The organism is Ruegeria sp. D3 (genome assembly GCF_056534465.1).
The window spans coordinates 233,266-254,370 of the sequence record NZ_JBQFPK010000004.1 but is presented as its reverse complement, the minus strand read 5'-3'; the positions used below and the strand labels follow the sequence as shown (position 1 = coordinate 254,370).

Genomic DNA, 21,105 nt, shown 5'->3' with positions numbered 1-21,105 from the left:
CTTAGATATCAATCTCACCTTCCGGCGCGTCCTGCGGCTGTACCGGTTCGATTTCGGGTGTTTCGGGCTTTTTGCGGATAATGATATCACCATTGGGCAGGATTTCCGGGACCTCATAGGTGCTCCAGTCCTCGATCTCGGCAGCCAGATCCGCAAGCGCTGGCCCCATCTCGGCCATGAAGGACTGCATCGCTGGTCCAAACTGATCAGCCAGCCCCAGCAATTCATCGAACGCTGGTTCCATTTCCTTTCGCAGCCCTTCAAAGAACAGTTCGGCGCCTTGCTCCATCAGCGACGGGCCGCTGTCATCTTCAGCGTGGACCGGTTGGGTCAAGGCTGCGGAAATCGCGCAGATCGTGATGAAATGTCTCATACTGGTAATATAGAGCCATCAGGCCGGTCATGTAAGGTCACAGATCAATATCCAGTGTGACAGGGAAATGATCGGATGCGGTCAAAAGCGCTTGATGCAAGTCCTTCACAGCCAGGCAGGCCGGGTCATGAACAGGATGCCAGATGCGCCATTGCGGACTGCACGCCCGCAATTCCTCGCTGATCATGATGTAGTCCAGCAGAGCCTCAAGATACTCACCTTCGGTCGGGCGTGCAAAGCGCGCCGTCGAAAACAAACTACCCGGTTGATCCGCATAGGCCTCGACCGCGTGAGGGTCGAACAGGCCCGCCTGCAACAAAATCTCGACCGAGGATCGACCGAACAGGTTTTCAAACTCATCCAACCCCGGTCCATCGTTCAGATCGCCCATCAGGATCACGGGTTCTGCCGCGTCTAAATGGGCCCCTACCCGTCGCGACAGCCACACCGCCTGAGCCAATTGCTTGCGTCGATTGGCGATCGAGATTCGTATAGCCTCGTCCCGGCTTTCGGCCCCATGAGGGGCTTTTGACTTCAGATGCGCGCCGATCAGACGAAAGCGCCCACCCGCCGGTGTTCGCACCAATAGCTCCATCGGAGGCTTTGAGAACCGAACGCGGTCTTCGGTCGCGTCGATGTCGAGGTCAATATGAAACACGCCGTCAAACCGAGGGGCGTTCTTGTCACCCGTCCCTTTCGGGTCGTGATTTACGGTCATGGCCATCGGGTCATACATCAGCGACAGTTCTTGATGCGTGTCGTTGGCAAAACCCATCACCGCGTGACTGGTGCGCAGATCAAATGCCTCGGCAAAGCGCTGCAACGCGCGCACGGTGTTCTGGGTCTTACCGGTGTTAGGCGCTTCGACTATGAGCATCGCGTCCGCATCTACGGCCGTCAAAACTTTGGCAATCGCCTCAACCTGTTCCGCTTTGGTGATGTTGTGCCTGCCGGACCAACTGTCGTCGACAATCAGCTTGTCCTGACGATCAAAAAGATTGGCGAACCACTCGATATTGTAGGTCGCCAGCCGCATTGCGGTCAGGCCCGAGCGCCGTTGATCTCATCCCATGCGCGGTTGATGTCGATCATCTTTTTCTCGGCCAGTCGGATCGCCTCTTCGGGGACGCCACGCGCCATCATCGCGTCGGGATGGGTTTCGCGCACCAATTGCCGCCAGACCTTTCGGATATCAAGTAATGGCATATCTCGCGGAACACCCAACACAATGTAGGGATCATTAGGCGCATCCGGAACAAACCGCGCGCGCAAGGCCAGAAACTGCGCCTCGGTCTGGCCAAAGATGCGGCTGACCTCTTCCAGAAACTCGTTTTCGTTGGGATGGTAGAACCCATCCGCCATGGCGATGTGGAACAGCCCCTCCATCAGGTCGCAGAAGGTGGTGCTGTCATCGGCAAACATCCCCGCGATCTTGCGGGCATATTCCTGATACCCCGCAACGTCGGTTCGGGCCATGTCGAACACACGGGCGGCGTCTGCCTCATCTTCGCGCGCGATCTGAAAGACATCACGAAATGCGGTGACTTCATCGCGGGTTACTTGCCCATCGGCCTTGGCCATCTTGGCGCCCAGCGCGATCACTGCGATCGTAAAGGCCACCGACCGTTCAGGCGGCGTACGCAGCTTTTCGAAAACAGCAGTCAGGCTTTCGCCCTTAGCAAGCGCGCTTAGCGCATCGGATATGCGAGTCCAGATCGACATGAGCGCACCCTAGCCTTTGAAAACGCCGGTGTCAGGTGCGACTAGTGGCTTGGGGGCAAGTATTTTCTGCATTAGCACAAGATCCAGCCGTTTGCCCCATTTGAATCCTACTTCGGGCATCCGCCCGACATGTTGGAACCCAAGCGCTGCATGGAACGCCTCAGCCCCCGGATTGGCCGAAGAGATGCCGGCGACCAACACATGAACGCCCTCATGCCGCGCGACTTCTTCCAGTGCAGCCATCAGGGCCCTCCCCGCGCCTTTGCCGCGTGCTTGCTCTGATAGCTGAACAGAATGCTCGCGGCATTGAGCATATCCGGGGCCGGATCGGAACGGGCCATAGGTGGCAAATCCTTGAACCAAAGCGGCGTCTTCAACCACCAGATAGGCGCGGTCCCGTTGTCGGATATCCTCTGCAATGCTGTCGGTGTTGCGTTCAGCCGTCGTAAAGGTGATCAGTGTGTCCCGAATGATAGCATTCGCAATGTCCGCGATTGCCTTGGCGTCTGCCACCTGAGCCTGACGAATTTTCATTCCAACACGCGCGGTCCATGCGGTGTCTCAAACTCCGCCCGCAATGCCGCAGCACCGCTGTCGAAAACCACGCCCTCCATCTGGCCCAACAGTTTCGCAAGCTCCAGACCTTCCGGATGCGAGACCTCCAAGCGGCGCAATCGGCAACCGCTTTGCGTTAGCATCCGCGCCGGGTGCAGATCGCCATGCCATTGAATAAGAGCCGGAAACAGGTTGTCGAAAGGCAAACGACCACTCGGTGGGACCGCCATCTGCCACCGCAACGCACCTCGGGCCAAGTCGATTGGATGTCCAACACCATCGGGGAACACATCCAGCGCCGCGTCAATATTCGGCACCTGGCAAATCCAATTGGTCAAACGCGGAGGGCCCTCGAACCGATCCAGATCGAACCAGCGTGTTCGCTCGGGATTGGGTGCGGCCGGGTCGATTGCAATGGCTTCGAGATACAACCCATCGGCCAACCCTAGTAGACGATTATGTGTTCCGAAGGCTTCGTGTTTGCCACCCTCTTGCAGGGTCACACCCAGCGCGTCTTCGATATGAGCTGCAGCCTCCTCAACGGTTTCGCCTGAGACGGCCAGATGATCCAGTAACATGAGTGCCTCCAACGTAGTGCGACCAGACCTTTTGGGTCTGGTCGCATGTTTCCGTCAAAGCGCCGGGATCACAAGATTTTTCGTCGAAAAATCTTTAGCCTTACCCTTTGGTTTCTCGGATCAGGCGCAAGATGTCTTGTGCAGCCTCGGGAATGTTCGTGCCTGGCCCAAAGATCGCCTTGACGCCGTGATCATAGAGGAACTGATAATCCTGCTGCGGGATCACACCGCCGCAAATGACGATAATATCCTCAGCTCCGGCCTTTTTCAGTTCTTCGACCAGTTGCGGGGCCAGCGTTTTGTGTCCCGCGGCCTGAGACGAAATCCCGACCACATGAACGTCATTGTCGACCGCATCCTGCGCCGCCTCAGCAGGTGTCTGGAACAGCGGGCCAACATCCACGTCAAAGCCAATATCGGCAAAGGCGGTCGCGATCACCTTGGCACCCCGGTCATGCCCGTCCTGCCCCATCTTGACCACCAACAGGCGCGGGCGGCGGCCCTCTGCCTCGGCGAATTCGTCGATGGATTTCTGGATCGCGGCAAAGCCTTCGTCGCCCTCATAGGCGGCACCATAGACACCGGCCAGTGTTTTAACCTCGGCGCGGTGGCGGCCGAACTCTTTCTCCATTGCCATGCTGATCTCTCCTACGGATGCGCGGGCGCGGGCGGCTTCGACCGCAGCAGCCAGCAGGTTTCCGCCCTCCTGGGCGGCTTTGGTCAGGGCGTCCAGCGCCTGTTCACATGCCGCCTCATCACGGGTGGCGCGGATACGTTCCAGGCGCGCGACCTGCGCCTCGCGCACGGCGACGTTGTCGACGTCCAGAATGTCGATAGGGTCTTCCTGCTCCTTGCGGTACTTGTTGACCCCAACGATCACCTCTTCGCCCCGGTCGATCATGGCCTGACGGCGCGCGGCGCTTTCCTCAATCCGCAGCTTGGGCATCCCCGAGGCGACAGCCTTCGTCATACCACCCATCTCCTCGACCTCTTCCATCAGGGCCCAGGCCTTTTCAACCAGCTCGTTGGTCAGGCTTTCGACATAGTAAGACCCCGCCAGCGGATCGACCACATCGGTCACACCGGTTTCTTCTTGCAGCACCAGCTGCGTGTTGCGCGCGATGCGGGCTGAGAAATCAGTGGGCAACGCGATTGCCTCGTCCAGTGCGTTGGTGTGCAAGCTTTGCGTGCCACCCAGAACCGCGCTCATAGCCTCATAGGCTGTGCGGATCACATTGTTGTATGGGTCTTGTTCCTGCAGCGAAACGCCAGAGGTCTGACAATGAGTACGCAACATCTTTGACCGCTCTGATTTCGCCCCGAAATCGGTCATCACGCGGTGCCACAGGGTGCGGGCGGCGCGCAGTTTTGCGATCTCCATGAAGAAGTTCATACCAATCGCAAAGAAGAACGACAGACGGCCCGCGAACTTGTCCACGTCCATCCCGGCCTGCGTCGCGGCGCGCACATATTCCCGTCCGTCAGCCAGCGTGTAGGCGAGTTCCTGCACCAGGTTCGCGCCGGCCTCTTGCATGTGATAGCCCGAGATCGAGATCGAGTTGAACTTGGGCATCTCATTCGACGTGTAATCGATGATGTCCGAAATGATCTTCATCGACGGCTCGGGCGGGTAAATATAGGTATTCCGCACCATGAACTCTTTCAGAATGTCATTCTGAATGGTGCCGGACAGCACGGACTTGTCGTGCCCCTGTTCCTCACCCGCCACGATGAAATTCGCCAGAATCGGGATCACCGCGCCGTTCATGGTCATCGAGACCGAAACCTTGTCCAGCGGGATGCCGTCGAACAGGATTTTCATGTCCTCGACAGAGTCGATGGCCACACCGGCCTTGCCCACATCGCCCACCACGCGCGGGTGGTCGCTGTCATAACCGCGATGCGTGGCCAGATCGAAGGCTACCGACACGCCCTGTTGACCCGCGGCCAGATTGCGGCGGTAGAAGGCATTCGATTCCTCGGCGGTCGAAAAACCCGCATATTGACGGATCGTCCATGGGCGGCCTGCATACATCGTAGCCTTCACCCCGCGCGTGAACGGGCCGAACCCCGGCAGCGTACCTATGTGCGGCAGATCCGCCGTATCCTCGGCTGTATAGAGCGGCTTGACGTCGATGCCTTCCAGCGTCTCTTTGGTCAGATCTTCCAGCGGACGCCCGCGCAGCTCTTTTTCGGCCAGCGCCTGCCAGTCTTTGGTATCGGTCATGGCGATTTCCTTTTCCTATTTCGGGTTGCGCGCGAAGAGGAACCCGCACGCAGTTATGTTTCGAAGTGCCCGGCCAATCCGGGCTGCGCGCGACAAATTGAGCGCGCATTGCATTTCACTGGTCGCATTCATCTGAACAGGGGCTATATTCGATGGAACAGGAGGCCCCATGACACGAACGCTTGCCCTTGTTTTCTCGGCACTAATCCCGCTGGCAGCGATGGCTGCCGACGGGTCTGCGCCGGATGAGGATGAATTTGTCCGACCCGCAGGTGACAGCGAGTTGAGCGAGTTTTTATGGGTCAACAGACCCATTGTCGTCTTTGCCGACACGCCCGCAGACCCCCGCTTCCAACAACAAATCGACATGCTGATCGAAGGCGAAGCCGCGATGCGTGACCGCGATGTGATTGTCATCACCGACACGGACCCGGCGGCAAAATCCCCGATACGGTCGCAATTGCGCCCGCGTGGTTTCCAGATGGTGTTCGTCGACAAGGACGGCGTGGTCAAACTGCGCAAACCGTCCCCGTGGAGCGTGCGTGAGATCGGTCGATCCATCGACAAAACCCCCCTGCGCGAACGTGAGATTCGCGAACGGCGCGAGGGCGGTTGATAGCCTTCGCCACGCCCCAAGCCCCCGGCGCGGAACGCCGGGAGAGCTATGGGGTATGACAAAAGTGCCGTCATGATCACTCGAACTCGATGATCACATCGTCCACGGCAAGACTGTCGCCGGGGCCTGCGTTGATCTTGGCTACAACACCTTTCTTCTCGGCGCGCAGGATGTTTTCCATCTTCATCGCCTCGACAGTGCATAGCGCCTGACCTTCCTGCACCTCTTGGCCCAGTTCAACGTCGATCTTCACGATCAGGCCGGGCATCGGGCAGAGCAGCATTTTCGAGGTATCGGGCGGCAGTTTCTCGGGCATCAGTTTGGCCAATTCCGCCTGGCGCGGACGGCGCACATGCACTTTCAGGTCTGCACCCCGGTTGCGGATACGGAACCCACCCGAGATTTTGCCGACCTTCATGACCAGCGCCTCTCCGTCGACATCCAAAACAGCAAGTTGGTCGCCCGGCGTCCAATCCGAGGCAACCCGCAGACTTGTGCCATCCGAGAAGGCCACTGTCGCGCCCTCTTTATCCGCTTCGATCTTGACGTCGAACTCCTGACCCTGCAGCGCAACACTCCAATGCGCGCCGACCTTGCGCTCGTGGTTGTCCATACGGCCCGAGACGCGGGTGCGACGAATTTCAGCGACACGGTACATCGCCGCGCAAGACGCAGCGATACGGCGCAGGTCTTCTTCTGGCAGGGTGACGCCTTCAAAACCGTCGGGATACTCTTCGGCGATGAAAGCGGTGGTCATGTCGCCACTGATGAATTTGGGATGATCCATCACTGCCGACAGGAACGGCAAGTTGTGGCCGATGCCTTCGACCTCAAAGCTGTCCAGCGCCACACGCATCGCCTCGATCGCGGCTTCCCGGGTCGGCGCCCAAGTGCAGAGCTTGGCGATCATCGGGTCATAGTACATGCTGATCTCGCCGCCCTCAAAAACGCCGGTATCGTTACGCACTGCGGCCTCGCCTTCGGGCGCGTCACCCTGCCATTTGCCATTCACCAACATCGGACCAGCCGCCGTTTCCATCGGCGGGCGATAGCGGGTCAAACGGCCAATAGAGGGCAGGAAGTTGCGATACGGGTCTTCGGCATACAGACGGTTTTCAATCGCCCAGCCAGTCAGGGTGACGTCATCTTGGGTGATGGTCAGTTTCTCACCTGCCGCTACGCGGATCATCTGTTCCACCAGATCGACACCGGTGATCAGCTCGGTCACAGGGTGTTCCACCTGCAGGCGGGTGTTCATTTCCAGGAAGTAGAAGTTCTTGTCCCCATCCACGATGAACTCGACCGTTCCGGCGCTGGCATAGTTTACAGCCTTGGCCAGCGCGACGGCCTGTTCACCCATCGCCTTGCGGGTCTCGGGGTCGAGGAAGGGCGACGGGGCCTCTTCCACAACCTTCTGGTTCCGACGCTGGATCGAGCATTCACGCTCGCCCAGATAAATGCCGTTGCCGTGGCTATCGCAGAGAACCTGAATTTCGATATGGCGCGGCTGGGTTACGAATTTCTCGATGAAGATCCGGTCATCGCCAAAGGAATTCGCGGCCTCGTTCTTGGACGACTGGAAACCCTCGCGCGCCTCGTCGTCATTCCACGCGATCCGCATGCCTTTGCCGCCGCCACCGGCGCTGGCCTTGATCATGACCGGGTAGCCGATCTCGTTCGAGATCTTCACTGCCTCTTCCGCGTCTTCGATCAGCCCCATGTAACCGGGCACGGTCGACACGCCTGCGTCCTGCGCAATTTTCTTCGAGGTGATCTTGTCGCCCATGCTTTCGATCGCGCCGACTGGGGGACCGACAAAAGCCACGCCTTCGGCATCAAGCGCTTCGGCGAACTTGGAGTTTTCCGACAGGAAGCCATAACCGGGATGTACCGCCTGCGCGCCGCTTTGACGGATCGCGTCCATGACCTTGTCAATCGCGATATAGGACTGGTTCGCAGGGGGCGGGCCGATATGAACGGCCTCATCCGCCATCGATACGTGCAGCGCGTTGCGGTCCGCGTCCGAATAAATGGCAACGGTGCCGATACCCATCTTGCGCGCAGTCTTGATGACCCGGCAGGCGATTTCGCCCCGGTTGGCGATCAGTATCTTGTTGAACATGGAACGTCCTTTGTCTTGGTGTTCGAAAAACGTAACACGCCGCCGCAGGGACTTAACCCCACGACGGCGTGATCAGCGATGACGGTCGAGGCCGAGTAAGCCCCGATGACTTCGTTAGCTACAGTTGTTTTGCGTCTTGCAATACAGCACGTTGCCGGCCGCGCCGACCACGGCCCCAAAGAGCGGGTCCGATTGCAGCACCGCCGCGCCGACCGCGCCGGCGCCACCGCCCAAGATCGCCTGTTCGCCCGTGGTGTCGCCACAGGCTGCAAGCCCGGCGCAGGTCGCAAATGCAATCGCAAGTTTCGAGAGTCGCATGATTTCTGCCTCATCTGTTGGTTTGAATCAGTCGAAGCCAGATGCGCGGTTCGTGTACCGCTATTCAATAACAGACAGGTATTAGGCCAAATATGCGCAGCTTTATGCCGTCGATTCCTCTCCGTGTGCGCAAAGAAAAACGCGGGCAGGGATTTGTGAAACTCACAAGCCTGCCCGCGGAAGGAAGGGGTACGGAATAGTAGGTGCATGTGCGGCGCAGGCAAAGTAGAGCCGCACGGCTTGGCCACCATGCACGGTGTGGTTGCACCTGCAAACTGTGATTCACGAGTTGCAATTTTTCCGGCTGGAATCTGCCCATTCAAGGAAAAGCCGCGCAATTTTGCGCCGACGCTGTTTCGCGCATATTCACGGGGACTCACGCGAATGTTCGTCACAATCCCGTTACAAACGTTGACCCGAAAAACAAGCTTTGCACTTGCAGCATCACGTTTTGCGCACGCGATAGCGACGAAAAAAAACACTGCACTCATAAGGTTAACCGATCTGTTCACCTTGCTGTGATCCAGGTCCGCTTTTCCCACAAATTTTCTTGAGATTTTTGCGTTTGATTGTCCCAATCTCGTGATTTCCCTGAAAATCGTCGGCGTGGAACGTTGCGCGTGCACACTCGCACACAAGGAAACATCCAAATGATTACAAAGAGAAAAACGGCATCTCTGCTCGCTGCTACTGCGCTTAGTGTGACTGGCACGCTTGCTTATGCCCAGGATGCGAATACGCAGGCCGAACTGGAGAAACTTCGCCTCCGGATCGAAGCCTTGGAATCTCAGGGACCGAACGCGACACCCGGTGAATTTAGGATCGGGAATACGACACTGGACGTCTATGGCTATGTCAAAGCCGACTTCTTCTACGATTTCGACTTCGACCAAGGCGATACAGCGTTCGTTAACGTAATTGGTGAACCTTCCGCTGAGACCAGCGGCACCTTTGGCGCAACCGTCCGTCAGTCGCGGATCGGCTTGCTCACCAGTACGCCCAGCGCCATTGGCGATATCGGCGGTCAGTTGGAGCTTGACCTGTTTGCAGGCGGCGGCGCTGCTGAACTGCGTTTGCGTCACGCCAATATCCGTATCGGCGACCAGTGGTTGATCGGCCAGTTCTGGACCAACTTCCAGCCCTTGGACACCTATCCGACCTCGGTTGAATTCAACGGTCCCGTTGGTATCGCCTTCGCCCGTGTTCCGCAGGTCCGTTACACTAACGCATTCTCTGAAAATGCCGAATTTGCACTCTCCATCGAGGAAAACGTCGGTAGCTCCAACTCGGATGATCCGGTTTTCACCGCGTCGGCCGAATACAATGATGGCACCTACGTCGCCCGAATTGCCGGTCTTTACGGTCGAGCCCAGGACGACGCCGGCATCAATGAAGTCGACCAATGGGGTGTGACTCTGTCCGGATCGGCGCGGCTTTGGCAGGGCGGCCTGTTCCAGGTCAACTACGTGACCGGTCAGGCGCTTGGACCGTGGCTGATCGGCTTGGGTGATGCGGTGGTCAACGGCGAAGCCAACGATGTTGACGGCTTCACCGTCGAACTGCGTCAGGACATCGGTCCGAAATGGAACGTCGGTATCGCCTACGGTTACGAGGACTATGACTTGGCAACCTCGACTGGTGATCTGGCATTTACCGAGCTTGAGACGATCCACGTAAACGCCTTCTATCAGGCGACCGAGACTCTGACACTGAGCGCCGAATACATCTACGGTGAGCGGAACGACGTGAACTCGGGCGATGACTTTGACGGCAGCCGCGTTCAAGTTGCGGCGCAGTTGAACTTCTGATCGCATATCACGACCCTGCCCCCATCGGGGCAGGGTTTTCCACGGAGCATTGCCCGCGTGAGGATATACGGCCAGATAGGTCAAAATCAGCGCAGTCCGTCGAAAACATCCGGAAACGACAGCTTTGCAGCGTCAGGATCGATCACCAGCAATGCGTCATAGCTGGCCGGATCAAAAGGATCCTCGGCTGGAATGACTTCACGCTCGAACAACCAGCTAAGACGACCGGCATCCAGATTGCCCCTCTCAAAAGGCTGGTCGCCGAAATGTTGCCAGAGCGCCTCCATAAATCCCGCATCCGCCCGGCGGTCGGCCGGTTTGCGATCACGGAACCTTTCACGTCTGGTTAGCGGCGTCACACCCTTGGGATTGGCCCGGCGGATTGTGAATTGGAAATCTGTTCCGGCCAAACGACCGGGAAATCCGCGGTGCTTCAGCATGTTGCTCCTCCGCTGACGTAAATGTCCCCAAAAACTTCGAAATCGCATCCTGTGATGGATGAGTTCATCTTGCGCACCTCCAAAGCCGCATTGCTGGTCAGTAACGCTCTGACGATCTGAAAACCGGGTCTCATGATCAGAGCCCCTCCCAGATACACTGCGCCTGCTCCAATCGGTAGGCTTCGAAATACTGCGTGGCGTCAGGTGCGGCTTGTCCAAATTCCGTTGGCCTATCAGACAGCGAGATCACTACGCGTGCCGGTTCCAAATCGTATTCAGCGACATAAGCGACGGCCAGCGTATGGCACAGGTGCTCCATATCGACCGAGGCGACGTCATAGCCGATACGGCCTACGTCGGAACCGATCTTCGGAGCAACAAAGCGGAAACGGACCCAAAGTTCGCCGGGGTTGTTGTCCAACAGAACATCGCTCAGATGCACGGGCTGACCCGAAGGGACAGCCAAATTGGTTTCCGCAACTACAGGGGATGACAGGGTCAAAAGGCCCAGACAAAAGGCGCGACCCCGGACCCACCACAGGTGAGCTCCTCTCTCCGGGATCGCGCGCGCATGGCTTTTGGCCCGCGCTTTTCTATATCTGGTAAGAGCACTCATTTATCAGCTTTGCCCTCAATGTCAAACTCAAGTCCCTGTCAGGTCTTCGTTACCTAGGACTGCCAAAGGCAATCGGGGTCGAGTTGACTAGAAACCGACCCCGCCCAAGCACTTACAACGGGATGTTGTCGTGCTTTTTCCAGGGGTTTTTCAGCTTTTTGTTGCGCAGGCTTGCGAAAGCGCGCGAAACGCGACGCCGCGTCGATTGCGGCATGATCACCTCGTCGATGAAGCCACGTTCGGCAGCAACGAATGGATTGGCGAAACGGTCTTCGTAATCTTGTGTGTGCTGCGCGATTTTCTCGGCATCGCCCAGATCGGCGCGGTGGATGATTTCGGTCGCGCCCTTGGCACCCATCACCGCAATCTCGGCTGTCGGCCACGCATAGTTGAAATCACCACGCAGGTGCTTCGACGCCATAACGTCATAAGCCCCGCCATAGGCTTTGCGGGTAATCACGGTGACTTTCGGAACGGTCGCCTCACCATAGGCAAACAGCAGTTTTGCACCGTGTTTGATGACACCGCCATATTCCTGCGACGTGCCCGGCAAAAAGCCCGGAACATCCACCAGGGTCAGAATCGGAATTTCAAAGCAGTCACAGAACCGCACGAACCGCGCCGCCTTGCGCGAGCTGTCGATGTCTAGACACCCGGCCAGAACCATCGGCTGGTTGGCGACAACACCGACAGTCTGCCCTTCGAGGCGAATGAAACCGGTGATGATGTTTTTGGCGTAGTCTTCCTGAATCTCGTAGAAGTCGCCCTCATCCGCCACTTTGGTGATCAATTCTTTCATGTCGTAAGGCGTGTTCGGATTGTCCGGGATCAAGGTATCCAACGAGGTTTCAATCCGGTCGGGTTCATCAAAGAACGGACGGACTGGGGGTTTCTCTTGGTTGTTGATCGGCAGGAAATCGACCAGTCGGCGCACTTCGGCAAGCGCTTCAACGTCGTTTTCAAAGGCGCCATCCGCGACCGACGATTTCTTGGTGTGGGTCGATGCGCCGCCCAGTTCTTCGGCGGTAACGACCTCATTGGTGACAGTCTTCACCACGTCAGGGCCAGTTACGAACATGTAAGAGGTGTCTTTGACCATAAAGATAAAGTCGGTCATCGCCGGGCTGTACACTGCGCCACCTGCACAGGGCCCCATGATCACGCTGATCTGCGGCACCACGCCCGAAGCCATGATGTTGCGCTGGAACACCTCGGCATAGCCCGCCAACGAGGCGACGCCTTCCTGAATCCGCGCGCCGCCCGAGTCGTTGATGCCGATCACTGGTGCGCCATTCTGGATCGCCATATCCATGATCTTGCAAATCTTCTGGGCATGCGTTTCCGAAAGAGACCCGCCAAATACGGTAAAGTCCTGGCTGAACACATAAACCATCCGACCGTTGATCGTGCCCCAGCCGGTGACCACGCCATCGCCCGCAGGTTTCTGGTTTTCCATACCAAAATCGGTGCAGCGATGACTGACGAACATGTCAAACTCTTCAAAGCTGTCTTCATCCAACAGCAGTTCGATACGTTCCCGCGCAGTCAGCTTGCCGCGCGCATGCTGAGCGTCAATCCGTTTTTGACCACCACCCAAACGGGCATTGTTACGGCGGTCTTCAAGCTCGGTCAGGATGTCTTTCATGACAGTGATCCCCTAATGTAATCTGGCGGGACACTATACGTTATGCTTGCCAGCCCAAAGCAACTTTCGGCAAATTTGCAAATCTTTGAACATTTATCGATAGCATAATGCAAATCAGCAAATTTCAACGCTGAGATCACAATGCTGATGCCAATCCCAAAATCGCGGACTATACAATTGAACTATGCAGTTCAGATCATCTTCCACTCGACGCTCACCCCCATCTATTGCCACGCTTGTGCTATTGTCAGGGCTGTCGGCACTTAGTCTGAATCTCTATCTTCCCAGCCTGCCAAACATGGCTGTTTATTTCCAGACAGACTACAAGGTCATGCAGCTTTCGATCGCCCTGTACCTTATGGTCAGCGCGGTGTTGCAGATTCTTATCGGACCGATCGCAGACAAGGCCGGCCGCAGGCCAGTTTTGTTGTATGGCCTTACCCTGTTCCTGGTGGTGACATTGGGCTGCATCTACGCGCCGAACGCCACGGTCTTTCTGGCGTTTCGGATGTCTCAGGCGATAATAGTCGTCGGCATGGTGCTTAGCCGGGCTGCCGTGCGGGATCTTTACGATCAGGATCAGGCTGCCTCGATGATTGGCTACGTGACTATGGGGATGGCGGTCGTCCCGATGATTGCCCCCGCGATCGGAGGGCTGCTGGAAGAATCCCTCGGATGGAAGGCTAATTTCTGGCTGCCTTTCGGTTTGGGCGCATTGACGCTGATCCTGTGCTTCAAAGACTTCGGAGAAACCTCAGCCAAAAGCGGAAAGACCCTGCTGCAACAGTTTCGAGAGTATCCTGAACTGCTGACGTCTCCTCGCTTTTGGGGGTATTCGCTATCCTCTGCGTTGTCGTCAGGTGCCTTCTTCGCCTACCTCGGTGGAGCTCCATTTATCGGGACCGAGATATTCGGAATGTCAGCCGCAGAAGTTGGCGTGTATTTTGGCGCGCCTGCGATTGGGTATTTTGCCGGCAACTTCCTAAGCGGTCGGTATTCCGTCCGATTTGGTGTCAACCGAATGGTCCTGCGGGGCTGCATCCTGAATGCCGCTGGCGTTTTTCTGTCGGCGCTTTTGTTCCTGTTTGGGCTAGGCACACCCCTTAGTTTCTTTGGGCTTATGACATTCGTTGGCCTTGGAAATGGCATGACAATCCCGAACGCCACTTCGGGCGCTCTGTCAGTGCGCCCACATCTGGCAGCAACGGCCGCGGGGCTGAGCGGCGCTATCATGCTGGCGGGTGGGGCTGGTCTCAGCGCACTGGCCGGGTCGCTGTTGACCCGCGAAACAGGGGCGATGCCCTTGCTATGGCTGATGCTGATAACCGCCTTGCTGGCTGTCTTTGCAATTACATCTGTAATCCGGCGGGAACGTCATCTGGGACTCTAGCAATGCTTGCGCCCCGCGATTTGCAAAGTTAATTTCCCACAACGGAATAGTTGCAAAGGCGCGCCATGGCGACCCAGAAACTCTATGCAGGCGCGAAACTGCGCGAGATGCGTACGCGCCTGACCCTGACCCAAAAGGAATTCGCCGCCAAGCTTGGGGTTTCGCTCCCTTATCTTAATCAGATGGAGAACAACAACCGTCCCATCTCGACCACGGTTGTTCTGGCATTGGCGCAGGAATTCGGCATGGACGTGACCGAGTTAAGCACCGGCGACAGCGAACGCCTTGTGTCAGACATGCGCGAAGCACTCGCCGATCCGGTCTTTGACGATGCAATGCCCCCGTTGGCCGATCTGCGGCTGGCGGCATCAAATGCGCCTGCGTTGGCCCGCGCGTTTATCGCTTTGCACCGAACTTATCGGCAGACCCACGAACGGCTTGCATCGCTGGACGAAGCATTGGGGCGTGAAGATGCGCAAATTCAAGCCAGCCCCTGGGAAGAGGTCCGGGATTTCTTCCACTATTGCGACAACTACATTGACGCCGTGGATCGGGCGGCCGAGCGTTTCGCGTCAATCGCACAAGAAACCGGCGGCATTCGCGATGCGGCGATCAGCAGCCTGCGAGAAAGGGATATTCGGGTACACATTGCTGATATCAAAGAAACCCGACGGTATGACGCTGACAGCAAAACCCTGTCTCTGTCCTCGCGCAGCACGCCTCAAACGCAGGTGTTCCAGCTTTTGCTGCAAGTCGCCCTGATAAACCAGGACAAGCTGCTGGAAGCGACGTTGGACTTTGCCAAATTCCAAACGGATGAAGCCCGCGCCATCGCCAAGATCGGCCTCGCCAACTACTTCGCAGGCGCATCCCTAATGCCCTACAGCGCATTCCTTGGGGCCGCGCAAGACTACCGCCATGATCTGGAACTGCTCAGCAACCGCTTTGGGGCTTCAATCGAACAGGTCGCTCACCGCCTTTCGACACTGCAACGTCCCGGTGCCAAGGGTATTCCGTTTTTCTTTGTCCGTGTCGATCAGGCCGGTACAATCACCAAACGCCACTCGGCCACACGCCTGCAATTCGCCCGCTTTGGCGGCGCCTGCCCCCTTTGGAACGTGCACCGCGCCTTTGAAACACCGGGCCATTTCCTGCGGCAACTAGCGGAAACCCCCGATGGCGTTCAATACATCTCGTTGGCGCGGGACGTTTCGAAATCCGGGGGATCCTTCGGCGCGCCTGTGCGTCGCTACGCCATCGCGCTTGGATGTGAAGTCCGGCACGCCGAAGCGCTCGTCTATGCAGATAATCTGGATATCAGTAACGCCAGCGCCTACGAACCAATCGGAATATCCTGCCGTATCTGTGAAAGGCAGAACTGCCACCAGCGTTCGGTTCCACCACTCGAACGTCGCCTGACCATCGACGCCCATACCCGCAATACCTTGCCTTACGAAGTCACCTGAACTTCACTTAGCCTGAAATATCCCGGGGGAGGCGCTGCGTGCCGCGACGGGGGCAGAGCCCCCGCCTTTTTGGCTTATGCTTTGGACAAAATCGCCCAGATCTCATCTTTTAGAACCGCGCGCTTCTTGCGCAATTCACCTTCGGCCAAATCCTCCATGGGCTCGACATTGGTTTCGGCTCGGTGCACCACGCGGTTGATCTCATGGTACTCCTCTGCCAGCCGCGCAAAGTGAGCGTCTGATTGCTTGAGCTGGCTCATCACCTCAACTTTATCCGGAAACTCTTCGGCCAGTTCATGCGGGGTGTTGGACATTCCTGTTCGCTCCTTAGATTAGTCGTTGCGATTCAGGTTTATAGATGTCTGCGCTACCCCGCTTTGACGCGGATCAAATCACCGCTGTGCTGTCGCCCATTTAGGATGAATCCATGGCCGGTCATTGGCCTTGGGCAACGGGTTACGCCCCAACACATGATCCGAGACCTTCTCCCCGACCATTATGGAAGGCGCATTGAGGTTGCCATTGGTAATCTGAGGAAAAACCGAACTATCGGCCACCCGCAGCCCATCCACACCGATCACGCGGCCTTCAGGATCGACAACCGCGTTTGGATCATCCGCACGCCCCATCCGACAAGTTCCGCATGGGTGATAGGCGCTCTCGGCATGTTCGGCGATGAAAGCGTTCAATTCATCATCTGTTTGAACGTCAGCACCGGGCTGGATTTCCTTGCCGGCATAAGGTTTGAACGCCTCCTGCCCGAAAATCTCGCGGGTCAGGCGGATACAGGTGCGGAAGTCTTCCCAATCCGCCTCATGACTCATGTAGTTGAACTTGATCACAGGGGCATCCTCGGCCCTTTTGGATCGCAATGTCACAGCACCCCGCGACGGCGACCGCATCGGCCCAACATGCGCCTGGAACCCATGCCCCTCGGCCGCCGCCTGCCCGTCATAGCGTACGGCAATCGGCAGGAAGTGGTACTGAATGTCAGGATATTCGACACCCGGCTGCGAGCGAATGAACGCCGCGCTTTCAAACTGGTTCGATGCGCCAAGCCCGGTTTTGGTAAACAGCCACTGCGCGCCGATCAAGCCCTTGCTGATCAGGTTCCAGTGTTTATACAGCGTGATCGGCTGCAGCGATGCCTGCTGGATGTACAGCTCAAGATGGTCCTGAAGGTTCGCACCTACACCCGGACGATCGGCGACCACCTCAATCCCATGCCCGGCCAGATGCGCCGACGGGCCAATCCCTGACAACATCAGCAGCTTGGGTGAGTTGATGGACGACGCCGCCAACACCACCTCGCGCCGGGCGCGAATGACCTCAGTCTTACCACCGCGCACAAGTTCAACTCCGGTCGCACGGCCATTCTCGATTACGACCTTCGACGCCAGACCCCGCACAATATCGCAATTGTCGCGCTTGAGCGCAGGCTTCAGATACGCATTCGCCGCCGACCAGCGCCGCCCCTTCCAAACGGTTTGCTCCATTGGGCCAAAGCCTTCCTGCTTTTCGCCGTTATAGTCGCCCGTGACCTCGTACCCTGCCTGCTGGCCCGCATCGACGAACGCTTTGAACAGCGGATTCTCGCGCGGCCCACGCGACACATGCAGCGGACCATCGGTGCCGCGCCACGCCGTGTCGCCCCCGTGCCCACCGTCGTGCCAGGTCTCCATGCGTTTGTAATAGGGCAGCACATCCGAATAGGACCACCCATCCGCCCCCATCTCGGCCCAGGTATCAAAGTCCCGCGCGTGGCCGCGCACATAGACCATGCCGTTGATCGAGGAAGACCCTCCGATCACCTTGCCGCGTGGACAGGCCAAACGACGGTTGTTCAGATGCGGCTCAGGCTCGGACTGATAGCCCCAGTCGTAGCGCGACATATTCATCGGATAGCTCAGTGCAGCCGGCATCTGGATGAACGGCCCAGCATCCGTTCCGCCATGCTCGATCACCAGAACCGAGGCCCCTGCCTCGCTCAACCGATATGCCATCGCGCAGCCTGCGGAACCTGCGCCGACGATGACGAAATCTGCTTCCATTTTCGGGTCTCCGTTTCCCACCGGTGCACCAAGATTTTCCGTCGAAAAACCTTGGCCGAACCGAAGGGGGTATTACTAAATCAGTTTGTTATTCTCCGCGGGGAAAGCGTTGGCTTTCCTCGACGACATTCAGGTCCATGTGGTTGCGCATGTAACGCTCGGATGCCTTTTGCAGGGGCTGATAATCCCAAGGGTAGTACCCCCCCTGCCGCAGCGCCTCATACACCACCCATCTGCGGGCTTGACTGGCACGTACATCTTCGTCGAACCGGTTTAGATCCCAACGCGCCTCGGACTTGGCACGCAGGGTTTGCAAGGTGCCTGCATGTTCAGGTTTTTCGGCGAGATTTTCCAACTCATGCGGATCGGCCTCAAGGTCGAACAACTGGTCGGGGTCCAACGCGCAACGGTTGTATTTCCACTTGCCATACCGCAGCGAAACCAGCGGCGAGTATGACGCCTCGGCCGCATATTCCATCGCCACGGGCGCAGTCCGCTCGGCGCCTTTAGCCAGCGGCACGAGGTCTTCGCCATCGGTCCATGGTGCGATTTCGGCCATGTCGACACCTGCAAGCGCGCCAAGCGTCGGCGTGACGTCGATGGTCGAGACCGGCGCCTCAATCCGACCCGCTGGTAAATCGGGCGAAGAGATCATCAGCGGCACCCGCGACGAGCCCTCGAAGAAGGCCATCTTGAACCACAGGCCCCGCTCACCCAGCATGTCGCCGTGGTCCGAGACAAACAGGATCGTTGCCTCTTGCCGCGTGGTTTCCAACACTTCGAGAATTTCGCCGATCTTATCGTCCAGATACGAGATATTGGCGAAATAGGCCCGGCGGGACTTTCGGATATCGTCCTCAGAGATGTCAAAGCTACGCCAGTCATTCGCGTCGAAAATCCGTTTGGAATGCGCGTCCTGATTGTCATAGCCAAGGTCCGAAACTTCGGGCAGCAGATGCTCGCAATCCTCATACAGATCCCAATATTTCCGACGCGCCACGTAGGGATCATGCGGATGGGTAAAGCTGACGGTCAAGCACCATGGGCGATCGTCCTTGCCGCGCGCCAGATCATAGAGCTTGGCCTTGGCGTTATATGCGACCTCGTCGTCATATTCCATCTGGTTGGAAATCTCGGCCACGCCGGCACCCGTCACCGAACCCATGTTGTGATACCACCAGTCGATCCGCTCGCCCGGTTTGCGATAATCGGGCGTCCAGCCGAAATCGGCGGGGTAGATGTCAGTGGTCAGGCGGTCCTCGAACCCGTGCAATTGATCGGGACCAACGAAATGCATCTTGCCTGACAAGCAGGTATAGTACCCAGCCCGGCGCAAATGGTGCGCATAAGTGGGGATGTCGCTGCGGAACTCGGCCGCGTTGTCATAGACGCCGGTGCGCGAAGGCAACTGCCCGGACATGAAACTGGCCCGACCCGGCGCACACAAAGGTGAGGCTGTGTAGGCATTGGCAAACCGCGTGGACCGCGCTGCCAGTTTCTTGAGGTTCGGTGCATGCAGCCAGTCTGCGGGACCATCCGGAAAGAGGGTCCCGTTCAACTGATCCACCATCAGGATCAGAATGTTAGGTTGTGTCATGTTTCAGCCTCAAGAAAAGTATCGAGCACACGCATCGCGTGGTTGACCGCACGTTCCGGCTTTTCAGGCGCGTTAAGGGCGGCGTGGATATACAGGCCGTCGATCAGCGCGACCATATCCTCTGCCGCCTCAATCGGATCGGACAGCAAAGGGCGCAACGCATAAATCAAGTTCGACCGAATACGCGCCTGATAGATTTGCCACAGACGCAGCGCCTCATCATTGGTTTGTGCCAGCACGTAAAAGGTCATCCAAGCTGCGATCACGTCAGGCGTAAAGCAGGACGGGGCAAAACAGGACCGGATAATCGCCTGAGCACGCTCATTGGGTGCGGCGCCTTTCAACTCCTGCCGGGCCTCGGCCCCGAAATCCGAAAGGATACGGCGCATAGCGGCTAGAAAAATCTGGTCCTTGCCTCCGAAATAGTGATGCGCCAGCGCGCTGGACATACCGGCCCGTTTGGCGATCTGGCTAACAGTGACATCAAGGGATTTCTTCGCCCCCAATTCGGCAATCGTGGCTTTGACGATCGCATCCCGACGGATCGGCTCCATTCCGAGTTTTGGCATCGTTACCCCTCCACTGCGCAAGATGAAAAAACGCTAAGAGGTTTTTATTGACCCGTCAATCAATAACACCTTATTCCTTCGGAAACAGCTACAGTTTCGGAGCGATACTGGGTGTCGTCAGGCTGCTGCGGTTCAGAACGGCTTCGCGCCAGGCAATAAAGCTGACGGCGGACAGAATCAGAGTGCCTCCGGCAACGACCCAGATGTCGACGCTTTCGTGAAACACCAGCGCACCCATGAGGGTCGCCCAGATCAGCTGCAGAAACGTGACCGGCTGCGTCACCGCCACGGGTGCCGCCTGCAGTGCCAGCGTCATGAAGTAATGGCCCAGAGTGGCAAAACTGGCGACCAGAAACAGCACGCCGAGGTCATACAGACTAGGCGGCGTCCAGACGGCCACCGCGAAAGGGATCAGTGCGAGTGTCACCCAGATAGACATATGCGCCACTACGACTGAGGGCGGCAGGTCCTGCACTAGCCGTTTGGCCAGCAGATATGACGCCCCTAACGTCAGCGAGGTCATCAGCATAGCGATATGTCCCGGCGAAACCTCTCGAAAGCCGGGCCTGAGGATGATGGCAACCCCAATCAGGGCTACTCCAATGGCAGCGATGCGGCGAAACGCCAGTGGCTCGCCCAGAAACAGCGCCGCACCAAGTGTCACGTAGACCGGGGTCATGTAGTTCATCGCTGTGACTTCGGCCAAGGGTATCTGGGTCATGGAATAGAACCAGAACATCACCGATACTGCGTGAACAATCCCGCGTATCCCGAACAGGGTCAGGTGCTTGCGCGACAACGGTGTCGAGACGATCAGGCGCAGCGCGGGCAAGAGGAAGACCAACCCAAAAACGAACCGCAGGAAAGCAGCCTGTATCGGATCCATGCTGGACCCCAACGACTTGACCAACGCTGTCATGACCACAAAAGACAACCCGGCCGAGAACATCCAGAACATGCCAGCAACAGGCCGAGCGGGGGCGGTGAGAGTTGTCATGTTAACGGTTCAACA

Annotated in this window: 20 protein-coding genes; 4 read left to right on the top strand and 16 right to left on the bottom strand. The window is 57.7% G+C overall.

Features of this window, described 5'->3' with window-relative positions:
• Position 1: 1 nt before the first annotated feature.
• The 6 genes from ACR0DX_RS08180 to scpA all read right to left on the bottom strand — a co-directional run bounded on the left by ACR0DX_RS08180 (position 2) and on the right by scpA (position 5,455).
• Positions 2–373 (bottom strand): hypothetical protein, encoded by a 372-nt coding sequence (locus ACR0DX_RS08180; protein WP_170352495.1) that lies wholly within the window; start codon positions 371–373, stop codon positions 2–4.
• A gap of 37 nt (positions 374–410) precedes the next feature.
• Positions 411–1,409: an endonuclease/exonuclease/phosphatase family protein gene (locus ACR0DX_RS08175; RefSeq protein ID WP_480845732.1), complete on the bottom strand. Its 999-nt coding sequence runs from the start codon at positions 1,407–1,409 to the stop codon at positions 411–413.
• 5 nt (positions 1,410–1,414) lie between these two features.
• Positions 1,415–2,095, bottom strand: a complete 681-nt coding sequence (locus ACR0DX_RS08170) for a molecular chaperone DjiA (RefSeq protein WP_170352493.1) — start codon at positions 2,093–2,095, stop codon at positions 1,415–1,417.
• Positions 2,096–2,104: 9 nt separating this feature from the next.
• Positions 2,105–2,629 (bottom strand): GNAT family N-acetyltransferase, encoded by a 525-nt coding sequence (locus ACR0DX_RS08165; RefSeq protein WP_170352492.1) that lies wholly within the window; start codon positions 2,627–2,629, stop codon positions 2,105–2,107.
• Positions 2,626–3,228, bottom strand: a complete 603-nt coding sequence (locus ACR0DX_RS08160; protein ID WP_170352491.1) for a VOC family protein — start codon at positions 3,226–3,228, stop codon at positions 2,626–2,628. The genes ACR0DX_RS08165 and ACR0DX_RS08160 overlap by 4 nt, the downstream gene beginning before the upstream one ends.
• A 100-nt stretch (positions 3,229–3,328) precedes the next feature.
• A complete protein-coding gene (gene scpA, locus ACR0DX_RS08155) occupies positions 3,329–5,455 on the bottom strand; it encodes a methylmalonyl-CoA mutase (protein WP_170352490.1) in 2,127 nt (708 codons plus the stop codon).
• A gap of 169 nt (positions 5,456–5,624) precedes the next feature.
• Here scpA and ACR0DX_RS08150 point away from each other — a divergent pair, with 169 nt between their 5' ends.
• Entirely contained in the window at positions 5,625–6,071 is a 447-nt protein-coding gene (locus ACR0DX_RS08150; RefSeq protein ID WP_170352489.1) for a DUF4174 domain-containing protein, read from the top strand.
• A gap of 76 nt (positions 6,072–6,147) precedes the next feature.
• On the opposite strand, the gene ACR0DX_RS08145 is transcribed toward ACR0DX_RS08150, so the two are convergent.
• Both ACR0DX_RS08145 and ACR0DX_RS08140 read right to left on the bottom strand, forming a co-directional pair.
• Positions 6,148–8,193: an acetyl-CoA carboxylase biotin carboxylase subunit gene (locus tag ACR0DX_RS08145; protein WP_170352488.1), complete on the bottom strand. Its 2,046-nt coding sequence runs from the start codon at positions 8,191–8,193 to the stop codon at positions 6,148–6,150.
• 114 nt (positions 8,194–8,307) lie between these two features.
• Positions 8,308–8,511, bottom strand: coding sequence for a hypothetical protein (locus ACR0DX_RS08140; RefSeq protein WP_170352487.1), 204 nt, complete (start codon positions 8,509–8,511; stop codon positions 8,308–8,310).
• Positions 8,512–9,161: 650 nt separating this feature from the next.
• On the opposite strand from ACR0DX_RS08140, the gene ACR0DX_RS08135 reads away from it, so the two are divergent.
• A complete protein-coding gene (locus ACR0DX_RS08135) occupies positions 9,162–10,319 on the top strand; it encodes a DcaP family trimeric outer membrane transporter (RefSeq protein WP_170352486.1) in 1,158 nt (385 codons plus the stop codon).
• Between the two features lie 86 nt (positions 10,320–10,405).
• On the opposite strand, the gene ACR0DX_RS08130 is transcribed toward ACR0DX_RS08135, so the two are convergent.
• From ACR0DX_RS08130 to ACR0DX_RS08120, 3 genes are all read right to left on the bottom strand, one after another.
• Complete coding sequence (locus tag ACR0DX_RS08130) at positions 10,406–10,759, bottom strand: hypothetical protein (RefSeq protein ID WP_170352485.1); 354 nt, start codon at positions 10,757–10,759, stop codon at positions 10,406–10,408.
• Positions 10,760–10,895: 136 nt separating this feature from the next.
• On the bottom strand, positions 10,896–11,225 hold the full coding sequence (locus tag ACR0DX_RS08125; protein ID WP_353393756.1) for a DUF6497 family protein: 330 nt from the start codon (positions 11,223–11,225) through the stop codon (positions 10,896–10,898).
• Between the two features lie 262 nt (positions 11,226–11,487).
• On the bottom strand, positions 11,488–13,020 hold the full coding sequence (locus ACR0DX_RS08120; RefSeq protein ID WP_170352483.1) for an acyl-CoA carboxylase subunit beta: 1,533 nt from the start codon (positions 13,018–13,020) through the stop codon (positions 11,488–11,490).
• A 184-nt stretch (positions 13,021–13,204) separates the two neighbouring features.
• Between ACR0DX_RS08120 and ACR0DX_RS08115 the strand changes: the two genes are divergently transcribed.
• Together ACR0DX_RS08115 and ACR0DX_RS08110 are read left to right on the top strand one after the other, a co-directional pair.
• Entirely contained in the window at positions 13,205–14,410 is a 1,206-nt protein-coding gene (locus ACR0DX_RS08115) for a multidrug effflux MFS transporter (protein ID WP_170352482.1), read from the top strand.
• Positions 14,411–14,475: 65 nt separating this feature from the next.
• Positions 14,476–15,876 (top strand): helix-turn-helix transcriptional regulator, encoded by a 1,401-nt coding sequence (locus ACR0DX_RS08110; RefSeq protein ID WP_170352481.1) that lies wholly within the window; start codon positions 14,476–14,478, stop codon positions 15,874–15,876.
• Between the two features lie 74 nt (positions 15,877–15,950).
• On the opposite strand, the gene ACR0DX_RS08105 is transcribed toward ACR0DX_RS08110, so the two are convergent.
• From ACR0DX_RS08105 to ACR0DX_RS08085, 5 genes are all read right to left on the bottom strand, one after another.
• Complete coding sequence (locus tag ACR0DX_RS08105) at positions 15,951–16,190, bottom strand: HP1242/YdcH family protein (RefSeq protein ID WP_170352480.1); 240 nt, start codon at positions 16,188–16,190, stop codon at positions 15,951–15,953.
• Between the two features lie 78 nt (positions 16,191–16,268).
• The gene (gene betA / locus ACR0DX_RS08100; protein WP_170352479.1) at positions 16,269–17,927 is read right to left on the bottom strand and encodes a choline dehydrogenase; all 1,659 of its coding nucleotides are present in this window, start codon (positions 17,925–17,927) and stop codon (positions 16,269–16,271) included.
• A gap of 88 nt (positions 17,928–18,015) precedes the next feature.
• Positions 18,016–19,524, bottom strand: a complete 1,509-nt coding sequence (gene betC, locus ACR0DX_RS08095; protein WP_480845724.1) for a choline-sulfatase — start codon at positions 19,522–19,524, stop codon at positions 18,016–18,018.
• Positions 19,521–20,093 carry a choline-binding transcriptional repressor BetI gene (gene betI, locus ACR0DX_RS08090; protein ID WP_170352477.1) on the bottom strand — a complete coding sequence of 191 codons (573 nt, stop codon included), beginning with the start codon at positions 20,091–20,093 and terminating at the stop codon, positions 19,521–19,523. The genes betC and betI overlap by 4 nt, the downstream gene beginning before the upstream one ends.
• An 88-nt stretch (positions 20,094–20,181) precedes the next feature.
• Entirely contained in the window at positions 20,182–21,090 is a 909-nt protein-coding gene (locus tag ACR0DX_RS08085; RefSeq protein ID WP_170352476.1) for a DMT family transporter, read from the bottom strand.
• Between the last annotated feature and the right edge of the window lie 15 nt (positions 21,091–21,105).

Excerpts from the sequence above, each read along its gene's own strand:
- ACR0DX_RS08180 (WP_170352495.1), bottom strand. The coding sequence starts at position 373 with ATGAGACATTTCATCACGATCTGCGCGATTTCCGCAGCCTTGACCCAA.
- ACR0DX_RS08175 (WP_480845732.1), bottom strand. The coding sequence starts at position 1,409 with ATGCGGCTGGCGACCTACAATATCGAGTGGTTCGCCAATCTTTTTGAT.
- ACR0DX_RS08170 (WP_170352493.1), bottom strand. The coding sequence starts at position 2,095 with ATGTCGATCTGGACTCGCATATCCGATGCGCTAAGCGCGCTTGCTAAG.
- ACR0DX_RS08165 (WP_170352492.1), bottom strand. The coding sequence starts at position 2,629 with ATGAAAATTCGTCAGGCTCAGGTGGCAGACGCCAAGGCAATCGCGGAC.
- ACR0DX_RS08160 (WP_170352491.1), bottom strand. The coding sequence starts at position 3,228 with ATGTTACTGGATCATCTGGCCGTCTCAGGCGAAACCGTTGAGGAGGCT.
- scpA (WP_170352490.1), bottom strand. The coding sequence starts at position 5,455 with ATGACCGATACCAAAGACTGGCAGGCGCTGGCCGAAAAAGAGCTGCGC.
- ACR0DX_RS08150 (WP_170352489.1), top strand. The coding sequence starts at position 5,625 with ATGACACGAACGCTTGCCCTTGTTTTCTCGGCACTAATCCCGCTGGCA.
- ACR0DX_RS08145 (WP_170352488.1), bottom strand. The coding sequence starts at position 8,193 with ATGTTCAACAAGATACTGATCGCCAACCGGGGCGAAATCGCCTGCCGG.
- ACR0DX_RS08140 (WP_170352487.1), bottom strand. The coding sequence starts at position 8,511 with ATGCGACTCTCGAAACTTGCGATTGCATTTGCGACCTGCGCCGGGCTT.
- ACR0DX_RS08135 (WP_170352486.1), top strand. The coding sequence starts at position 9,162 with ATGATTACAAAGAGAAAAACGGCATCTCTGCTCGCTGCTACTGCGCTT.
- ACR0DX_RS08130 (WP_170352485.1), bottom strand. The coding sequence starts at position 10,759 with ATGCTGAAGCACCGCGGATTTCCCGGTCGTTTGGCCGGAACAGATTTC.
- ACR0DX_RS08120 (WP_170352483.1), bottom strand. The coding sequence starts at position 13,020 with ATGAAAGACATCCTGACCGAGCTTGAAGACCGCCGTAACAATGCCCGT.
- ACR0DX_RS08115 (WP_170352482.1), top strand. The coding sequence starts at position 13,205 with ATGCAGTTCAGATCATCTTCCACTCGACGCTCACCCCCATCTATTGCC.
- ACR0DX_RS08110 (WP_170352481.1), top strand. The coding sequence starts at position 14,476 with ATGGCGACCCAGAAACTCTATGCAGGCGCGAAACTGCGCGAGATGCGT.
- ACR0DX_RS08105 (WP_170352480.1), bottom strand. The coding sequence starts at position 16,190 with ATGTCCAACACCCCGCATGAACTGGCCGAAGAGTTTCCGGATAAAGTT.
- betA (WP_170352479.1), bottom strand. The coding sequence starts at position 17,927 with ATGGAAGCAGATTTCGTCATCGTCGGCGCAGGTTCCGCAGGCTGCGCG.
- betC (WP_480845724.1), bottom strand. The coding sequence starts at position 19,524 with ATGACACAACCTAACATTCTGATCCTGATGGTGGATCAGTTGAACGGG.
- betI (WP_170352477.1), bottom strand. The coding sequence starts at position 20,093 with ATGCCAAAACTCGGAATGGAGCCGATCCGTCGGGATGCGATCGTCAAA.
- ACR0DX_RS08085 (WP_170352476.1), bottom strand. The coding sequence starts at position 21,090 with ATGACAACTCTCACCGCCCCCGCTCGGCCTGTTGCTGGCATGTTCTGG.